Origin of the sequence: Yersinia enterocolitica subsp. enterocolitica (assembly GCF_901472495.1) — a bacterium.
In the GTDB taxonomy this organism is placed as follows: Bacteria; Pseudomonadota; Gammaproteobacteria; order Enterobacterales; family Enterobacteriaceae; genus Yersinia; species Yersinia enterocolitica.
Genome location: NZ_LR590469.1, coordinates 2,494,269 through 2,512,595, shown reverse-complemented (window position 1 = coordinate 2,512,595; position 18,327 = coordinate 2,494,269). Strand labels below are relative to the sequence as shown.

Genomic DNA, 18,327 nt, shown 5'->3' with positions numbered 1-18,327 from the left:
CATGATGACGCACGCTGTATTGATGGCCCGGATAGCCAAAATAGGTCTGACTGGCTCGGTATTGAGTCTGAGCATGCTGGTCGCCGGTTGTGCTACAGACAGCTTGGATCTTGCACCTGCATCTTATACTGAACCCTGGAAGGCGGATGCAAATGCTCCTATAGAGAGCGGCAACTTTTCTGTGCCGGCGAACCCGCTGGTGGCGGAATTAGCACCGCCTCCCAGCCTAAAAAGCGAGCATACTTATTCGTTACCTGAATTGATTGATATCGCCCAGAGCCAAAATCCAGATACCCGCATTGCCTGGCAACAAGCACGGCAGGCTGCGCTGGCGGTCGGAATGGGGGAAGCGATATTTTTACCCATAATTTCGGCCAGTGTGATTGGTGGTTATCAGCGTACGACCACGCCGTTACCTTATGCCATCGGCAACGAAAAGGATTTGAAAACCAGCGGGAGTGCGGTGGTTCCTGCCTTGGCATTACAGTGGCTTATTTTTGATTTTGGTCAGCGCAGCGCGTTGCTTGATGCCGCTAAACAGACTTCTTATGCCGCCAATGTGACCTTTAATGGTATGCACCAGAAGCTAATCTATGATGTTACTCGCACGTATTTCCAATATGGTGCTGCACAAACTCAGCGCCAGATAGCAGAACAAACACTGAAAAATAGCCTAAAGATTCAAGATGCTGCTGAGGAACGGCGCAAAAATGGTGTTGCGACGACAGTTGAAGTCGCTCTGGCACGCCAGCAGGTTGCGCAGTCTGAGTTACGTCGTGTGATGGCTAAGGGCACTGAACGTGATGCTTATCAGGCATTATTGGGCGCAATGGGGGTTTCTCCCTCATTGGATATTAAAGTCGCTTATGCCGAAGATCGTGCTTTACCGGATGGGATGAGCGCACCAACCGAACAGATGATTCGACTGGCTCTCTCCCAGCGGCCAGATGTGTTAGCCAGCTATGCGGCGGTCGAGGCAGCGAAGGCGGGTATCAAAGCAACAGAAGCTGATTTCTTGCCGAAAGTCTATCTGGCTGGGGCGGTTGCCGGTGGCGATGGACACTTTGATATCCAGGGCCTGCCGGGTATTAGTCCACAAACTTCATCTTCCAGTATTTTAGTCGGTGTCAGTGTTCCTCTTTACGATGGTGGAATACGTGCCGCGCGGGTGAAAGAGGCGGAATCTCGAGCTGCGGTTGCTGCCGAAGGGTTTAAGAAAACACAAGAATTGGCGGTGCGCGAAATTGTCGTCGCAGCAGATACTTTACGTTCTGCGCTTGAAGCTAATCAGGCGGCATTAACGCTGGTGAAAACCTCGTTTATTACCTATGACGCTGCACTGGAGTCTTATCGCAATGGTGTCGGCACCATAACGGTCGCCAACGAGGCTGCTAATGGATTGTTGAATGCACAGCAAATGAGCACTGACGCCCATGCCGCATCTTTGGTCGCGGCCGCTAATTTGGCTTTTGTGATGGGTAAAATGACAAATACTTCAGAATCGTTGGCACTGTTGCATTAGATAAATAGGCCGTTAATTGAATCGAACACCGATTACAATCAGAAATATATTATTATGTTAGTGAAATGATAAATATTGTAATGGGGTTAATAACAATTAACGGCTTATATTAATATGGAAATCACACCGCAACGTATACTTATTTTTTCTAACATATGCACGGTAATATATTTTTAGCATCGTCATTGTTATGAGTGATTTTCATGCCAAATAAGCTTGAATTTCTATCAATGGGGTAGATAATATTGGTGTCAGGCATTCAAATTAGGTCTGTCTAAGCGCGATAATAACCCTGATTTCCGCAATGTTAGAGGTATGAGGAAATAGGCAATGAAATACAATAATAGATTTTGGTCACATATCCAGTGTGTAACCCATCTTGTGATGCTATCGCATCGTAGTTGTTTTGATTTCCATCTGTTTAACGCCAGATAATTTTTCTTCTTCAATGGTATCTCTTGTTGTGGACCGTCATTCTTTATTCTGAATTCATTGTGTTTGGGTACTCAGTCACTGAGTCTTCATGATTGTGCTATCTCTAATTTTTCAGAATGATCAGCAGTCTTGGCTTTTCACAATATTTTGACACCATATTCGGTGCTCTATGTCACCTGACATTCGTTATTTCCGTTTCAATAATTCAGTAAGTTGAATTATTACGGGTAGCCGTGCCTTGCTTTCAGAATTAATGGAAATTAATTCTGTGATCATGCTTAGCTATAGATAAATGAAGAGATAGGTAATATGGAAAAATTAAAAGTTGCGGTCAGTGCCAATACATCAAATTGCTTTACCACTGGACGTGAAATTGTTGATATTCATGATACAAATTTCACTGATATCTCCGCCGTCGTTATTTCCGTAGATGACGCAGTGACGGGTCTACTCGATAGGATAGAACAAACCGGTTTTGGCCTGCCGATATTCGTTGCCGTTTGCCACCAAGAAGAGTTACCCGCTGAAATCTTACCGCGAGTGACCAGTGTGTTTGAACTGGATGATGGCAATAATGATTTTTATGGTAAACAACTGGAAGCCGCCGCAACCAAATATGAAAAAGAAGTCCTGCCGCCATTTTTCGGCAGCTTAGTAGAATATGTGCAGCAGGGGAATGCCGCGTTCGACTGCCCAGGGCATCAGGGCGGGCAATTCTTCCGCCGCCATCCGGCTGGCCGTCAATTCTTTGATTATTTTGGTGAGACCTTATTCCGTTCCGATTTATGCAATGCTGACGTTTCTATGGGTGACCTGCTCATTCATGAAGGGGCTCCTTGTGCGGCACAGCAACACGCGGCAAAAGTCTTTAATGCCGATAAAACCTACTTTGTTCTGAATGGAACCTCCTCTTCAAATAAAGTGGCACTACACGCTTTATTGACCCCAGGTGATTTAGTTCTTTTTGATCGTAATAACCATAAGTCTGTCCATCATGGTGCATTAATTCAGGCTGGGGCGACCCCGGTATATTTGGAAACCGCGCGTAACCCATTTGGTTTTATCGGTGGCATCGATTCGCACTGCTTTGAAGAGAAATATCTGCGCAATTTAATTCGCGAAGTGGCACCAGCGCGGGCCGCAGATCAACGACCATTCCGGTTGGCTGTGATTCAGTTAGGCACCTATGACGGTACGATTTATAACGCTCGTCAAGTGGTGGATAAGATTGGTCATCTGTGTGACTACATTCTGTTTGACTCTGCATGGGTGGGTTACGAACAGTTCATCCCAATGATGAAAGATTGTTCTCCACTGCTGCTGGAATTGAATGAAAACGATCCGGGTATTCTGGTGACTCAATCTGTCCACAAGCAGCAGGCTGGTTTCTCTCAGACTTCTCAAATCCACAAAAAAGATAAGCATATCAAAGGGCAGGCGCGCTATGTGAATCATAAACGAATGAATAACGCGTTTATGATGCAGGCCTCAACCAGCCCATTCTATCCGCTATTTGCTGCGCTGGATGTGAATGCCAGAATGCATGAAGGTGAAAGCGGTAAGCGCATGTGGATGGACTGCGTCAAGCTGGGGATCGAAACCCGTAAACAGTTGCTGAAGCTATGCCAACACATTCGCCCGTTCGTGCCGGAAACTATTGATGGCCGTCGGTGGGAGGAGTTCGATACCGGCCAAATGGCCAATGATCTGCGCTTCTTTGCCTTTGTTCCGGGGGAACGTTGGCACTCCTTTGCGGGCTACGCTGAACATCAATATTTTGTCGACCCATGCAAACTGATGCTGACCACACCAGGTATCAATGTGCAGACCGGCGAGTATGAGACGTTTGGTGTTCCGGCCACCATTCTGGCGAACTTCTTGCGTGAAAATGGCATCGTGCCAGAAAAATGCGATCTTAACTCGATTCTGTTCCTGCTGACCCCAGCGGAAGATATGGCCAAGATGCAGCATCTTGTTGCTCAAATTGCGCGTTTTGAGCGCCTGTTAGAACAAGATGCGCCGTTAGCTGAAGTGTTACCATCAATTTATCAGGCTAACGAAGCGCGTTATCAGGGTTACTCCATCCGCCAGCTGTGTCAGGAAATGCATGATCTGTATGTCAGCCACAATGTGAAAGAGTTGCAGAAAGAGATGTTCCGTAAGGCGCATTTCCCGAAAGCAGTGATGAATCCGCAACAAGCACATATCGAGTTTGTCCGTGGCAATATCGAGTTGGTGGCATTGGATCAGATAGAAGGCCGTATCGCCGCCGAGGGTGCGCTGCCTTATCCACCCGGCATTCTGTGTGTCGTTCCCGGTGAAGTATGGGGTGGTTCAGTACAGCGTTACTTCCTGGCGTTGGAAGAGGGCATTAACCTGTTACCGGGCTTTGCGCCTGAGCTACAAGGGGTCTACATCCAGCAAGATGCCGATGGCCGTAAACGTGCTTATGGCTATGTCATCAAACCATAAGTGGTTGGTTACGTATTGAGCCAAATTGATTATTTTATAACCAAAACTGCGGAGGCGTGGCTTTATCGTCGTGCTCCAGCCATGCTCTCCGCTTTCTCAATTTTTACAGAGAGAAAGGATAATGAGTGCGTCTAAATCGAACAAAATGGGTGTTGTTCAGCTCACCATTTTGACTGCGGTGAATATGATGGGGTCAGGGATCATCATGCTGCCAACCAAACTGGCGGAAGTTGGCACTATCTCTATCGTTTCGTGGTTAGTGACCGCTGTGGGGTCGATGGCGCTGGCCTATGCATTCGCCAAATGCGGGATGTTTAGCCATAAGTCGGGCGGCATGGGCGGTTATGCGGAATATGCTTTCGGTAAGTCTGGCAACTTTATGGCCAACTATACCTATGGTGTGTCGTTATTGATTGCTAACGTGGCTATTGCTATCTCGGCGGTGGGCTACGGTACCGAGTTGATTGGTGCTGAGCTGAGCCCGTTGGGGATCTGTCTGGCAACGATTGGTGTGCTGTGGTTGTGTACTGTTGCCAACTTCGGTGGTGCACGCATTACCGGTAAGATCAGTGAAATTACCGTCTGGGGGGTTATCATCCCAGTGGTGGGTTTGTCCGTCATTGGCTGGTTCTGGTTTAGCCCGACCCTGTATGTCGAGTCCTGGAACCCCCATCATGTGCCGACATTTGAAGCAATAGGAGCTTCTATTGCCATGACATTGTGGGCGTTTTTGGGGCTGGAGTCAGCTTGCGCCAACACTGATGTGGTAGAAAATCCGGAGAAAAACGTCCCTATTGCGGTGCTGGGCGGAACGCTGGGGACGGCGGTGATTTACATCGTTTCAACCAACGTGATTGCCGGCATTGTGCCGAATATGGATTTAGCGAATTCTACCGCACCTTTTGGTTTAGCCTTCGCCCAGATGTTTGACCCTACCGTGGGTAAAATTATCATGGCGCTGATGGTGATGTCTTGCTGTGGTTCCTTGCTAGGCTGGCAGTTTACTATTGCCCAAGTGTTTAAATCCTCCGCCGATGAAGGTTATTTCCCGAAAATCTTCTCCAAAATCAGTAAAGCAGAAGCGCCCATCAAAGGCATGCTCGTTATTGTGGTTATTCAGACAGTGCTGTCTTTGATGACCATTAGCCCTTCACTGAATAAGCAGTTTAACGTACTGGTTAATCTGGCGGTGGTTACCAATATTATTCCTTATATCTTGTCGATGGCGGCGCTGATTATTATTCAGAAAGTGGCTAAGGTAGATCCGTCCAAGGCTCGGATAGCCAATATCATTGCACTAATTGGTGCTCTATATAGCTTCTATGCCCTGTATTCATCCGATGAAGAAGCCATGATGTATGGCGCTATCGTGACTTTCCTGGGGTGGACACTCTATGGTTTTGTTTCACCGCGCTTTGAAATTCAAGATAAAAAAATGTAACGCTGGCAGATAACCTGCTGCAATTTAGTGGATAAAACCTGGCTCAGAGGTGTGTGACGGCATTGCTCTGAGCCTTTTCAATCATGGCACTAATGAATAGACCCTAGTTTCCTAGACGGTTCCGTGCCTCATGAACCAGGCACTTTCATAAACTGCAGGGGGCTGATACTCACAGGCACTGTGGCGGCGTTTAGCATTATAAAACATCTCTACATAATCGAAGATATCCGCCTTCGCTTCTTCCCTATTTTTATAGATCCGTTTCTTTATGCGTTCCCGTTTTAGCAACTGGAAAAAGCTTTCCGCTATTGCGTTGTCATGGCGATTACCCCGACGACTCATGCTGCTTTTTAAATTGTGAGCTGTCATAAAATGCTGACATCTTTCGCTCGTATATTGAGAGCCCTGAAAAGCAAAGCCTGAGTCGACGGGGGAATTGTTGGGATACTCAGTCTACTATACTCCTGAATACCGGATTGGACTGACCCGTGCTGGGATTGGCTGAACTGCCTTTGTGTTGACCTGTCGTCCGGTTCAGGTATTTCCCGTGCATAGCCGGGCCCAGAGTTTGTGACCTGATAGGAGCCTTGTGCTGCAACTTGAGTGTCCTGTCCTGCAATGGGGATGGCTATTCCATGCTGACAGGGGTAAGCCATGAAAAATCATCATTCATTCAATGACTCTGTAATTTTAGGTGTTGATACGCATCTGGATATTCACGTTGGTGCGGTTCTCAGCTACGACGGAAAGTTGCTCGGAACGAAAGTCATACAGACTAACCAGGTAGGATATGAAGAATTGTTCGACTGGGTACTCACTTTTGGCTCGGTGGAACGTGCAGGGATAGAAGGAACCGGAACGTACGGCGCAGGACTGACGCGATTTCTCATTAAAAAAGGGCTCGATGTTCTTGAAATCAATCGTCCTGATCGTTCTAAACGTCGCCTTAAAGGAAAATCTGATCCACTTGATGCGGAGAATGCCGCCAGAACGGTCCTTTCCGGGAGTGCCAAAGCCGTTCCCAAATTGCAATCCGGTGCCTGCGAGGCGTTACGGATCATCAGCGTTGCCCGCCGGAGCGCCGTAAAGGCGAAAATTCAGGTAATCAATCAGCTCCGTGCGCTATTAGTCAGCGCCCCCCAGGATATCCGCGACATGTTGTGGAAATCAAAACCGCTCGAATGCGTTACTGCGTGTATGAGTTTTGAATCTGCTGAGAAATCACCATTACTCCTGGCACTTTGTTGCACACTTCGAAGCCTGGCTAAACGGTGGCTGGCCCTCGCGGAAGAACTCACGCAACTGGATGAGCTACTGGATAATTTAACCCAAGAATATGCCGGAAGCTTACGGAGACAGTTTGGTGTAGGTCCTCAAACCGCAGCCATCTTGCTGGCAGTCGCGGGTGATAATCCTGAACGATTAAAAAATGAAGCTGCACTTGCGTCACTTTGTGGTGTAAACCCGTTGCCGGCATCCTCAGGTACCCCCCTGCGTTATCGACCATTCGGCCAAATACGGTGAGTGATCTGACTGAGGAAGAGTTACAAATACTCGGTATTGAGGGCGATACACCTGCGGACACCTTGCGAACCCTGGTTGCGCGCTTGAAAGTCATACAAGACAAACAGAACAGTTTGGATCAGCGAAATACCAGACTCTCAGAAGAAAATACAGATCTCAAAGAGAACGATGTAAATATCGATAACCGTATTCGCGATGCAGTGAATGTCGTAAAGCAGCAAGAAGAACAGGCCCGGCAGACGCTACAGGCGGAACAGCAACGGTTGGCAACACTAATTGAGAGGATGGAGGATGGAGGATGGGATAGGGCTGATGCAACAGGGCGGCGGCTTGCCAATAGGTCTGGGATTGGAGGACAGTAATACTGCAATAGATAAGGTAACAAATGGCGTGATATGGATTGAGCCACTGGATACGGTTCCACTTGACCGCAATGGCAAACCGGTCATCGGTAGCGCTGTCGCGGGTACGGGCAGTTTTCAGTTCCCTTCTTCCTTTGCCCATCTGGATGATAACGAAATCTCGCGTCAGAAAGCCGAGCTGGATAGGGTGGCGAAAAATCAGCAGGCCATTGAGGAGGCAATCCCAGTTTATACCTTGCCGGAAAACTCGACGCTGATTGGCAGTCGGGGTATGACGGCGTTGCTGGGCCGGGTACCTATCGATGGAAAAGTGACTGATCCGTACCCGTTTAAAGTGCTTATTGGCAAAGAGAACCTGACCGCCAACGGCATTGAACTGCTGGACGTGGAAGGGGCGATTGTCTCCGGCACCGCCACCGGTGACTGGGTGTTGTCCTGCGTGCGTGGCGAAGTTCAATCGATCACCTTTGTGTTTACCGATGGCACGGTGCGCACTGTACCGCCCCCGGCCAAATCCAGCGATGGGAATAACGGAAAATCAAATAGTGGCAGTATTGGCTGGTTGTCCGACGAGAACGGTATTCCCTGCCTGTCCGGGGAGCGTAAATCCAACGCCTCCACCTACTTGCCGACCCTGTTCGCGTTGTCCGGTGCCGGTGCGGCGGCGGATGCGATGGCGAACGGCCAGAACACCACCTCGGTGGATGGCACCACGGTGACCAGTACCCTGACCGGCAGTGCTGGGCAGGCGGCGTTGGGCAAGGCCCTGTCAAGTGGCACCAATGAACTGGCTGACTGGGTGAAGGCCCGTTATGGCCAGATGTTTGACGCCGTGTATGTTCCCCCCGGTGCCCAAGTGGCCGTCCATATTACCCGCCAGATCCCGATTGATTTTGAGACGCAGGGCCGCAAGGTTCACTACGATTTTGATACTAGCCAGCAGCATGACCTTCTATCTGAAGGCCCCGACAGTCAAGGTGCTGAATACCCGTCAGCGTGACCTGACGGCGGTCTTGTTGAACGCCGGACTGCAACCGGTTAAGCCGGAGTTCGATGTTGCCCCGCTCAACGGCTATCTGCGAGCCTTGCCGATGTGTTTTAACCCGATGCATGACAAAAAACACTGGTATACCCGCCTGACATTTGTGCAGCACATGGCTAACCTGTTGCCGGTGTTTGGACGGGATACCGGCACCGGGCATCCAGGATTCACCTTTTTCAATCGGGGCGGCGCACCGCTGACCTTTGATCCACTCAATAGGATCGTTCCAAGAATGCCCACCTGGTGCTGTTTGGTCCCACTGGTTCGGGTAAATCGGCCACGCTGAACAGCCTGTTTGCGCAGTTGATGGCGATCCACCGTCCCCGGCTGTTTATTGCCGAAGCCGGTAACTCCTTTGGTCTGTTTGCGGATTACTGCGAAGAGCTGGAGCTGACGGTCAACAAGGTTAGCATCAAGCCCGGCTGTGGCATTTCTCTGGCTCCGTTTGCCGATGCGCACCGTCTGATCGAGACGCCCGCCGTTATGGTGAGTGAGGAAGAACTGAGTGAACGCATCGAGACTGAAGACAGTGATGAGGAGGATGACGATGAGGAGCGTGACATTCTGGGGGAGTTGGAGATTGTGGCACGACTGATGATCACCGGCGGCGAGGCCAAGGAAGAGGCCAAACTGGAGCGGGCTGATCGGGGCATGATGCGTGAGGCCATCTTGGTGGCCGCGCGAGCGGCTTATAATGCGGGGCGGCAGATGGTCACCGGCGACCTGCAGGCGGCGTTGTACCAGTTTGCCGCTGAGGAAGCACGTCCTGAAGTTCGCCGAACCCGAGCGCAGAACATGGGGGAATCGCTGGGCGTGTTTATGCTGGGGTTCCTGGGCGAGCTGTTTGACCGCCCCGGGGATAACTGGCCGGAAGCCGATGTGACGTTGATTGACCTCGGGACGCTGGCGCGGGAAGGGTATGAAGCGGCACTGGCGGTGGCGTACACCTCGCTGGTGAACACCATCAACAACATTGCTGAGCGCGATCAGTTCCTGGACAGGGAAATCGTCTTTGCAACCGATGAAGCGCACATGATAACGACCAACCCGCTGTTGGCCCCGTTCGTGGTCAAAATTGTGAAGATGTGGCGTAAGCTGGGAGCCTGGCTGTGGCTGGCAACGCAGAACCTGGAGGATTTTCCCAATACCTCGAAGAAGATGCTCAACATGATTGAGTGGTGGCTGTGCTTGGTGATGCCACCGGAAGAAGTAGAAGAAATAGCCCGCTTCAAGAAATTGACAGCGGAGCAGAAAGCCATGTTGCTGTCGGCGACCAAGACCCCCTATTGTTATACCGAAGGGGTGGTGTTGGTGAGCCGCATCGAGGCGCTGTTTCGTGCGGTACCGCCAAGCTTATATTTAGCCTTGGGCATGACCGAGAAAGAAGATAAGGCGGCGCGACGGGCGATTATGCAGGCGCAGGGGGTGTCAGAATTGGCGGCAGCCAAACAGATTGCACATCAACTGGATGTGGCACGTGGTATTGCTAAGGCGGCGACATGATGCAGTTGAAGAAAAGTATGTTGGATATTGTACGGCGGTGATAGGGCTTTAGAACCCTGTAGTAAATGGAATAATCAATCTAGGTCCTGAGTGACACAGTTTTTAATTTATATACGCTCAGACTTGATTTGACAGTTTTCTCTGACAGAACGCAATCAAATCTGACAGTCTGCTTTGAGCGAAAAGCGGAAGTTCGCGATTTACTACTACCGGATGTGCATTGATAATATCTGCGTATTTGATTGGCGGTGAGCAGGCCACCAGACATCTACATTAGTGCGTATCTCAAAAAAGAAGAATTTGAGAAAAGAGTAATGAGCATGGTCAATAATTACACTGGAGATTTAAGCTAGGAGGGAGCCGCTTGGAATAGAGTGGCACGATGGCCAGTTTCATGGGAATAACGATTGTTGTGGTCATGTCGGATAAGCGCAGTCTGTTGTCAGACTGCGCTTACTAGGCTATACAATAAACGGGTTTGGTGTAGGGGCTCCTGTTTTACAAACGAGCTATCTGATGGAATAAAGTTTTAAACTCTCATATAGAGTTGTTTGTTGCCGTAATACTTCGCATTTATAGAGTGGGGCTCCCATTTCCCAGGAAAACAGGACCACGCTATGCAACTCCCTTTAGAACTCGACCCGCAGATTATTCACCACATCATTCACCGTCAGGCTGGATGGCGTAAGCAGGGAGATGACGATTTATGCTGAAGTCTCTCCTGAAGTATCTACCTGTCTCGTCAGTAAAAATCAGTAGCGGTGAGAAATCTACTGCAACGCAATTGCTATCAGTCCAGATACCGAACGGCTATCACGCACCGGTGTCGGCCCGTGAACAGTTGGCAACACCACGACGTCGTCAATGTTTGCAAATGCTGTGGGATTATTCGTCACTGCCTAACGACATGTATCAGCAGTATTACCTGCAGCCACTTGAACACTGCGTCACTCTGATGCAGCAGTTCCCTGCAACGGAGAGCGATCATCATGCTTATCTGGGGGGAATGGTGGATCATCTGCTCGAAACGGTAGCCTATGCTGCCCGGCTATCAAAAAACTACCTGTTGCCGGTCGGGGCGCAACCGGAAGAGCAGGCCTCGCAGAGTGCCGCCTGGAACTCGGTGATTGTCTATGCAGCTATGCTCCAGTCACTCGACAGGTTGTGCCAGATTGAGGTTGAGCTGCAAAGTGGGCAGCGTTGGATACCGCTTAATTTTCTACCTGGCGAACCTTACCGTTTTCGTTTTACCCCTATGGCTGATACCGTGCAGGTTCAAAGTCTGAGCGCGATGTTGGCTTGGAAAATAATTCCTTATGAAGCACTGATCTGGTTGAGTACTTGGCCGAATGTGCTGAAAATCTTATCGTTGTATTTAACGGGGTTTCGACATGAGTCAGGGATAGTGAATACCATTGTGCTGGATGCTATTCGGGTTTCAGCGGGCTCATCATTTGAATCACCGGCAGAGCTTCCTGTGGATACAGCTAATGAACAGTTAATAATTACAGGATATGACGGCTCTGATATAAAACAAAATACTGTCCCAATAGCCCAGAATGAGAGCTTTAATCTGGGATCTATTTTTCATCAATGGGTGAAAAAGAGTATTTTAGAACAATTAATTGCAGTTAATACAATTGACTCATCAGTATTTATCATTTCAGGTTATGTATTTATGAGATCGCCAACTATTTTTTATCAATTCATGGCGGAAAATAAGCAAACTTTAGGCGAACCTCCATGTGATTGGCGCATGGTGCAAAAACAATTTGAGAAGCTAAAACTCCATAAACGCCAAACCAATGGGGTGAATGTGTATTGTTGCGAAGAGAAAGAAGGGAGTAAATCCTTTAATGGCTACCTGATCCCTGTTGCCAAAATTTATGGTACCGTTTCACCTCCGGCGGATAGTCTATTAATGATTTTAAGACAATAGGTTTAGATGTTTCAGACAAAAGGATTTTTATAACTGCTATTTATATAAAGAGAGAGTAGGGGGGGCATTCAGGAAGTGAATGGTTATCTTATTGCAATAACTAAATATTTCAATCCCGCAAGATAACCATTTTTAGGGAGCAACTAGCCGTACTAATATAATTATCCATTACTTTTTATCCTTTAGTCTGCGTTCAATTTCTGTTTGCATCGATGTAACTATAAATTGAGCTGTACTCTCATCAGCTTTCTTAACTGACTCCATTGCTTCTACTACATTGTGAGGAACTCGAGCTTTTAAGGCTTTTGATTTTGCATTTATGTTTCCGGTAGCCATAGCTTAGTTCCTAAAAATTTTAATCTAACTGACATAGGTTATAAAGTCATTGACGTGTGGCCCACCTTGATTTTATAGTGGACCACACCTTGACTCAGTCCAAGGTTTACTATTAGCGAAGCCCAGTAGTGCGTCAACACTTGCTGGGCCTCTAACCATCACGTTAAAAGGACTAACGCTATGGCTGCACCAAAGTGTACTTATATCTTTGTAGCGATCAACCGTATTCAGACGAAAACAGCCCCTATTATGTTACGTGTAACGGCAACGGATGAGAAATCAGCGCGTCAACGCTTTGTTTCTGATTATGTTTTGTGTTTTGCTGGCCGCCTACCCGCATATAGGGAGTATCATGGAACAATATGAGCTTATCACGCCACTCATCCCTACATGTATCGATGTTGAATGCCAATGTAGGGCTTTGGCTTACGCAGCCTATCACATTGACCATATAGAAGTTCAAGAGCTTCTTTTATTTACTCTCATTGAGAAACAGCATCAATTAACAGCAATGTTAGAGGCAGAATATAAAGAGGCCAAGGGGAATGATATTGTTAATATGAATATATTGGGTCTGTAACTTTCAATTTATTAATGGTTACCCTATGTCTATCTATATAGAGTTATTTAACGTTATGATAGTCATGGGTAACCCATTAATATTGGTTGAACAAGGAAGTCAAAAATGAGCCATATAACATTTGAATTGCTCTTGGAAAAATATTTTTTCAGTAAATCTCTACGCCCTGCGACAGAATGGAGTTATCAGAAAGTTGTAAACTCGTTTGAACAATATACAACCAAACTTCCGCATGAAATTAATGATCAAATTGTATTAGAATGGCGTCGGTATGTATTGAACGATTTGAGACTGGAACCGCGAACCTGGAATAATAAGGTAGCTCATCTTCGTGCACTATTTAATTTTGGTATGAAGAAAAAACTATTGAAACATGAGGAATATCCATTTAATGGATCTGTGGTAAGAGCGGGTATTAAGAAAAAGAAAATTCTGACGTTAGGGCAAATGAATAGTCTCTATTTATTGATGAAACAATACTGTCAAAGAGAAAGGGATTTACCCGCGTCACATTGTTTTAATACCCGTAATCACGCGTTTTATCCTTCATGGTTTTGGCTTACGGTATTAGATGTTTTACGTTATACCGGTGTGCGGCAAAATCAACTGCTGCATCTACGATTATGTGACATCAATTTAGATGAGCGGAGTATTGAGCTGAGGATCGCGGGTTCTAAGAATCACAAAGAGCACCGTGTACCAATAGTATCCGCGCTGTTCCCACAGTTGAAGCTACTGGTTAACAGAGCGCTAGATGCCGGTGCAGAACCACAAGATCAATTATTTAATGTTGGGCGATTTGATTTACGTCGTCGCGATAAATATCCGTTAGAAATGGATCAATATCCATTACGGGCATTTTTCCGACGTCTGTCCAAAGAATGCCGTTTTACTGTGAGCCCACACCGTTTCAGACACACTATTGCCACGCATATGATGAAATCCCCGGATAGGAACCTTCAGGCCGTCAAAAAGCTATTGGGGCATGTCAGCATCCAATCAACTCTTGAGTATATCGATGAAAACGTTGATAGCTTGCGGGATATTTTGGAAAAAGAGTTGATGTAACAGCTTGAGGCAAGGGCTCAATTAGCCTTGCTGGTTTGACACGAGAGGAAACTCTATGTAACCATAATACGTAACAAAGCCCACTTAATTTAACAAGTGAGCTAATTGATTGCTAACTATTTTTACAATCCATGTGACGAAATTACGAGGTATCGTATTCCTGTCTAATCACCTGCTTGTTAAGACTGATTTCAGCCGTAGTAACAAACAAGCTTAAATAGTGGTGCCCGGACTCGGAATCGAACCAAGGACACGGGGATTTTCAATCCCCTGCTCTACCGACTGAGCTATCCGGGCAACGGGGCGCATTAAACCGTATTAGCACCAAATCGTCAATGAGTTTCTCATATAAAGGCGATCAGTTGTTCTCTTTTCATGCGAAAGTCGCTAGAAAGTGTTGGTGCGATGATTTTTTCATCGTAATGCACTGTTTCATCTGCTTGATTTATAGATTTTTTATTTTTCAGTTCGTTAGATAACAACAGCTTAGATATTCACTAAATATGCATTTTTATTGAATTTCAAGGGTTGAATCGCTCCCGTAAACATGTAATTATTGCGCGAATTTAGTGTTACTATTCATTCGACTAGTCCATATCATTTTGAGAGTTTAAGCGGGGGCGGTTATGGCATTTTTACTCTATCCAATGCATATTCAGCGCCTCACGTGCCACTTCTTCTGCTCCATTTCTATTAAGTCTCTTATCACTTCCATGCGGTAAGGCTACGTGTTGCTCACTGTTAGGCATTATTAAAAATAGAGCTAACACTCTGATTTTACTGATGTCTATTGGTCGATGCTGAGACCAGTTCATTCACTATTCTGGCTTTCCTTTTGCTGGGAGACGTGTATGTCTAAGATATCAATTTGCCAGCATCACAAAAGCTACTCAATGTGATGCTATCTAAATGCCAAAGTGGCAGCCTCATACCTGACCGTTTGAGAGTAAGTGACATGACACAATTAAAAATAGCAACAAGTGCTCGTTTGGCTTCTTATATAGAAAGCCAGCGTGGAATGGTATATCTCAATCAGACTGATTTTACGGATGTTGCCGCCGTGGTGATGTCGGTAGAAGATGCGAATACCGGTATATTGTCAAAGCTATATGATCTGGGCTTTGCTATTCCTACTTTTGTTGCTGTCACGGCAGAACAGGCAGTTTCTGCGGAGTATTTGCCTCTTATTAAAGGCGTCATCACACTCGGTGAGGCAAATAAGGCATTTTATAATGCTCAGGTAGAGGCTGCTGCCAGTGAATATCAAAAAAATCTGTTACCGCCTTTTTTCTCAACATTAAAGAAATATGTCGAAATGAAAAACTCAACCTTTGCTTGCCCAGGGCATCAAGGCGGTGAGTTCTTCCGTAAGCATCCCGCTGGCCGTCAGTTTTTTGAATTCTATGGTGAGACAATTTTCCGGTCAGATATGTGTAACGCTGATGTCAAATTGGGCGACTTACTTATCCATGAAGGCGCGGCAAAAGATGCACAGAAATATGCAGCTAAGGTCTTTAATGCAGATAAAACCTATTTTGTTCTGAATGGGACTTCAGCGGCTAATAAAGTGGTTACTAATGCTTTATTGACCCGTGGTGATTTGGTGTTATTCGACCGAAATAACCATAAATCCAACCACCACGGAGCACTAATTCAAGCAGGGGCAACGCCTGTTTATTTAGAAACTGCTCGTAACCCGTTTGGTTTCATTGGCGGTATTGATGCACACTGTTTCGATGAGCGTTATTTACGCCAGCAATTAAGTGAGGTTGCCCCTGAACGTGCGGGTGATGCACGGCCATTCAGATTGGCTATCATTCAGTTAGGTACCTATGACGGTACGGTGTATAACGCACGGCAGGTGGTTGATAGTATTGGTCATTTATGTGATTACATTTTGTTTGACTCGGCGTGGGTGGGTTACGAACAATTTATCCCAATGATGAAAGATTTCTCGCCGTTGCTGCTGGAACTCAATGAAAACGATCCTGGGATTATTGTGACTCAGTCGGTACACAAGCAGCAGGCTGGTTTTTCCCAAACCTCGCAAGTACATAAAAAAGATAATCATATCAAAGGACAAAAGCGCCACTGTAACCATAAGCGTTTTAACAATGCATTTATGCTACATGCCTCGACCAGCCCGTTTTATCCATTATTTGCAGCATTGGACGTCAATGCCAAAATACACTCTGGCGATAGTGGCCGCCGTATGTGGATGGACTGTGTCAAACTCGGTATCGAGACCCGTAAATTATTATTAGAGCGCTGTTCAATGTTGCGGCCATTTATTCCACCTACAGTGAGGGGGAAAAATTGGCAGGATTATGATACGGATATTATTGCCAATGATGTTCGCTTCTTTAATTTTGAACCCAATGAGCGCTGGCATGGGTTTGAAGGATATAACCAAGACCAATATTTGGTTGATCCGTGTAAATTATTACTGACCACTCCGGGCATTGATGCTAATAACGGACAATATACCCAGTTTGGTGTACCGGCAGCGATACTGGCTACTTTTCTGCGCGAAAACGGCATTGTGCCGGAAAAGTGCGATCTGAACTCAATTCTATTTCTACTCACGCCAGCTGAAAATACCGCCAAAATGGCGCATCTGGTTGATATGTTGGTGCAATTTGAACGCTATATTGGGCAGGATGCATTGTTGTGTGATGTATTACCGACGATATATCGTAAGAATGAAGAGCGCTATCGTGGCTATACTTTGCGCCAGCTATGTCAGGAGATGCATGACCTGTATGCCCGTTATGATGTGAAGCAGCTGCAAAAGGATATGTTCCGAAAAGCCAGCTTCCCGCAAGTTGTTATGAATCCTCAGGATGCCAATATTCAATTTGTCCGTGACAATATTGAATTGATCCCTATTGCTAAGGCGGAAGGGCGTATTGCGGCTGAAGGTGCATTGCCCTATCCGCCGGGCGTGTTGTGTGTCGTTCCGGGGGAAATGTGGGGTGGGGCGGTGCAGCGTTATTTCCTCGCATTAGAGGAGGGGATCAATTTATTGCCAGGCTTCTCACCGGAATTGCAGGGTGTTTATATCGAAAAAGGAGATGTGGAGCGGCGGCGTATTTTTGGTTATGTCATTACTCAGTAATCTGAAAACAGATAGACAGCCGATGAGAATGTCGGCTGTCATACTATATTTTATCCCTCTCAGGATAATCAGTAACCGAAATAACGTACCAATAAAACAGTACCTGAAAGCAATAGTAATATGTTTATGATCTTAATCAATTGTTCACGACTGATCCCTAAGCTGATTTTATTGGCAATCGCCAATCCGACTAACATCCCAGGGGCTAATAGCAATACCATCCATAGAATTGACAAGTCCATATAGACTCCGGCTAGCGCAAATAAAATCACTCTGGTTAGGGTACTTAGGCCAATAAGTGTGGTCTGTGTAATCCGTAAATTGTCTTTGCTGGCTATCCGTCCGGATAAATAAATAGCATAGATAAACCCACCGCTACCAAATAATGCACTGAAGATACCGCCAATTAAGCCAAAAGGAATGGCGGCTGTAGGTTTGAACTGCTTTTGTGGTTTGCTTCGGTTGAGGGAGTAAATTGCATATAAAATAACAAATATGCCCAACGCTAATAGCAAAATATCGGGGCGAGTTCGCAGCAATACCGTTGCGCCTATCAGGCTGCCAATAATCATCAATGGTACCAGGCGCTTGAGCTCAGCAATATCCGCATGGCGGCTATGACGCGCTACGTTAGTGATTGCGGCAACCATATCAACAATGGCTAACAATGGGACAATCTTTGCTACGGGGATAAATAGTGCTAAAACCGGGCTGGCAATTAACGCGGAACCAAAACCAGTAATACCAAAAATAATATAGGCAATGACCATGGTGGAGAAGATTGCCACCATTTCAAAAGCGGTAAGTCCAAAGTCCATTTGTTCAATCTGCCAGTAGTGGATCGAAAATAGTGGGCATACTATAATCGTTTATTGCGAATGGTTGTTATTCAAATGTACGCAGTTATCCGCTGATCACAATTTTAGTCATAAAAAATGGCACAGCGAACTGTGCCATTGATATCTTTTAGACTAAGGTTGCAGCG

The 18,327-nt window shown here is 46.6% G+C and carries 11 protein-coding genes, 1 tRNA gene and 3 pseudogenes; 11 read left to right on the top strand and 4 right to left on the bottom strand.

Annotation, left to right across the window (positions count from 1 at the left end):
- Position 1 precedes the first annotated feature (1 nt).
- The 3 genes from FGL26_RS11985 (at position 2) to potE (ending at position 5,870) form a co-directional block, all read left to right on the top strand.
- Positions 2-1,522 (top strand): TolC family protein, encoded by a 1,521-nt coding sequence (locus tag FGL26_RS11985; RefSeq protein ID WP_005173679.1) that lies wholly within the window; start codon positions 2-4, stop codon positions 1,520-1,522.
- 744 nt (positions 1,523-2,266) lie between these two features.
- Positions 2,267-4,429 (top strand): ornithine decarboxylase SpeF, encoded by a 2,163-nt coding sequence (gene speF, locus FGL26_RS11980; protein WP_005173675.1) that lies wholly within the window; start codon positions 2,267-2,269, stop codon positions 4,427-4,429.
- A gap of 121 nt (positions 4,430-4,550) precedes the next feature.
- The gene (gene potE, locus FGL26_RS11975) at positions 4,551-5,870 is read left to right on the top strand and encodes a putrescine-ornithine antiporter (protein ID WP_138060240.1); all 1,320 of its coding nucleotides are present in this window, start codon (positions 4,551-4,553) and stop codon (positions 5,868-5,870) included.
- Between the two features lie 111 nt (positions 5,871-5,981).
- Here potE and FGL26_RS11970 read toward each other — a convergent pair.
- A pseudogene (locus FGL26_RS11970) lies at positions 5,982-6,278 on the bottom strand (integrase core domain-containing protein); the annotation flags it as partial.
- Positions 6,279-6,524: 246 nt separating this feature from the next.
- Here FGL26_RS11970 and FGL26_RS11965 point away from each other — a divergent pair.
- From FGL26_RS11965 to FGL26_RS11950, 4 genes and pseudogenes are all read left to right on the top strand, one after another.
- A complete protein-coding gene (locus FGL26_RS11965) occupies positions 6,525-7,394 on the top strand; it encodes an IS110 family transposase (RefSeq protein ID WP_005173660.1) in 870 nt (289 codons plus the stop codon).
- Positions 7,322-8,756, top strand: a pseudogene (locus tag FGL26_RS11960) (TIGR03752 family integrating conjugative element protein). Before FGL26_RS11965 ends, FGL26_RS11960 begins: the two are co-directional and overlap by 73 nt.
- Positions 8,698-10,301, top strand: a pseudogene (locus tag FGL26_RS11955) (conjugative transfer ATPase); the annotation flags it as partial. The pseudogenes FGL26_RS11960 and FGL26_RS11955, both read left to right, overlap by 59 nt.
- 706 nt (positions 10,302-11,007) lie before the next feature.
- The gene (locus FGL26_RS11950) at positions 11,008-12,240 is read left to right on the top strand and encodes a TraI domain-containing protein (protein WP_005173659.1); all 1,233 of its coding nucleotides are present in this window, start codon (positions 11,008-11,010) and stop codon (positions 12,238-12,240) included.
- 168 nt (positions 12,241-12,408) lie between these two features.
- Here the strand turns inward: FGL26_RS11950 and FGL26_RS11945 are convergent, their stop codons facing one another.
- The gene (locus FGL26_RS11945; RefSeq protein ID WP_005157167.1) at positions 12,409-12,576 is read right to left on the bottom strand and encodes a YlcI/YnfO family protein; all 168 of its coding nucleotides are present in this window, start codon (positions 12,574-12,576) and stop codon (positions 12,409-12,411) included.
- Positions 12,577-12,756: 180 nt separating this feature from the next.
- Between FGL26_RS11945 and FGL26_RS11940 the strand changes: the two genes are divergently transcribed.
- The 3 genes from FGL26_RS11940 (at position 12,757) to FGL26_RS11930 (ending at position 14,224) form a co-directional block, all read left to right on the top strand.
- Entirely contained in the window at positions 12,757-12,942 is a 186-nt protein-coding gene (locus tag FGL26_RS11940; RefSeq protein ID WP_071530638.1) for a host cell division inhibitor Icd-like protein, read from the top strand.
- A complete protein-coding gene (locus FGL26_RS11935) occupies positions 12,929-13,156 on the top strand; it encodes a hypothetical protein (protein ID WP_005173658.1) in 228 nt (75 codons plus the stop codon). Before FGL26_RS11940 ends, FGL26_RS11935 begins: the two co-directional genes overlap by 14 nt.
- 105 nt (positions 13,157-13,261) lie before the next feature.
- Complete coding sequence (locus tag FGL26_RS11930; protein ID WP_005173655.1) at positions 13,262-14,224, top strand: tyrosine-type recombinase/integrase; 963 nt, start codon at positions 13,262-13,264, stop codon at positions 14,222-14,224.
- Positions 14,225-14,445: 221 nt separating this feature from the next.
- Here FGL26_RS11930 and FGL26_RS11925 read toward each other — a convergent pair.
- Positions 14,446-14,521: transfer RNA gene (locus FGL26_RS11925), tRNA-Phe, on the bottom strand.
- Between the two features lie 658 nt (positions 14,522-15,179).
- Here FGL26_RS11925 and speF (FGL26_RS11915) point away from each other — a divergent pair.
- A complete protein-coding gene (gene speF, locus FGL26_RS11915) occupies positions 15,180-17,342 on the top strand; it encodes an ornithine decarboxylase SpeF (protein WP_005173646.1) in 2,163 nt (720 codons plus the stop codon).
- A gap of 68 nt (positions 17,343-17,410) precedes the next feature.
- Here the strand turns inward: speF (FGL26_RS11915) and FGL26_RS11910 are convergent, their stop codons facing one another.
- A complete protein-coding gene (locus FGL26_RS11910) occupies positions 17,411-18,160 on the bottom strand; it encodes a sulfite exporter TauE/SafE family protein (protein WP_005173638.1) in 750 nt (249 codons plus the stop codon).
- Between the last annotated feature and the right edge of the window lie 167 nt (positions 18,161-18,327).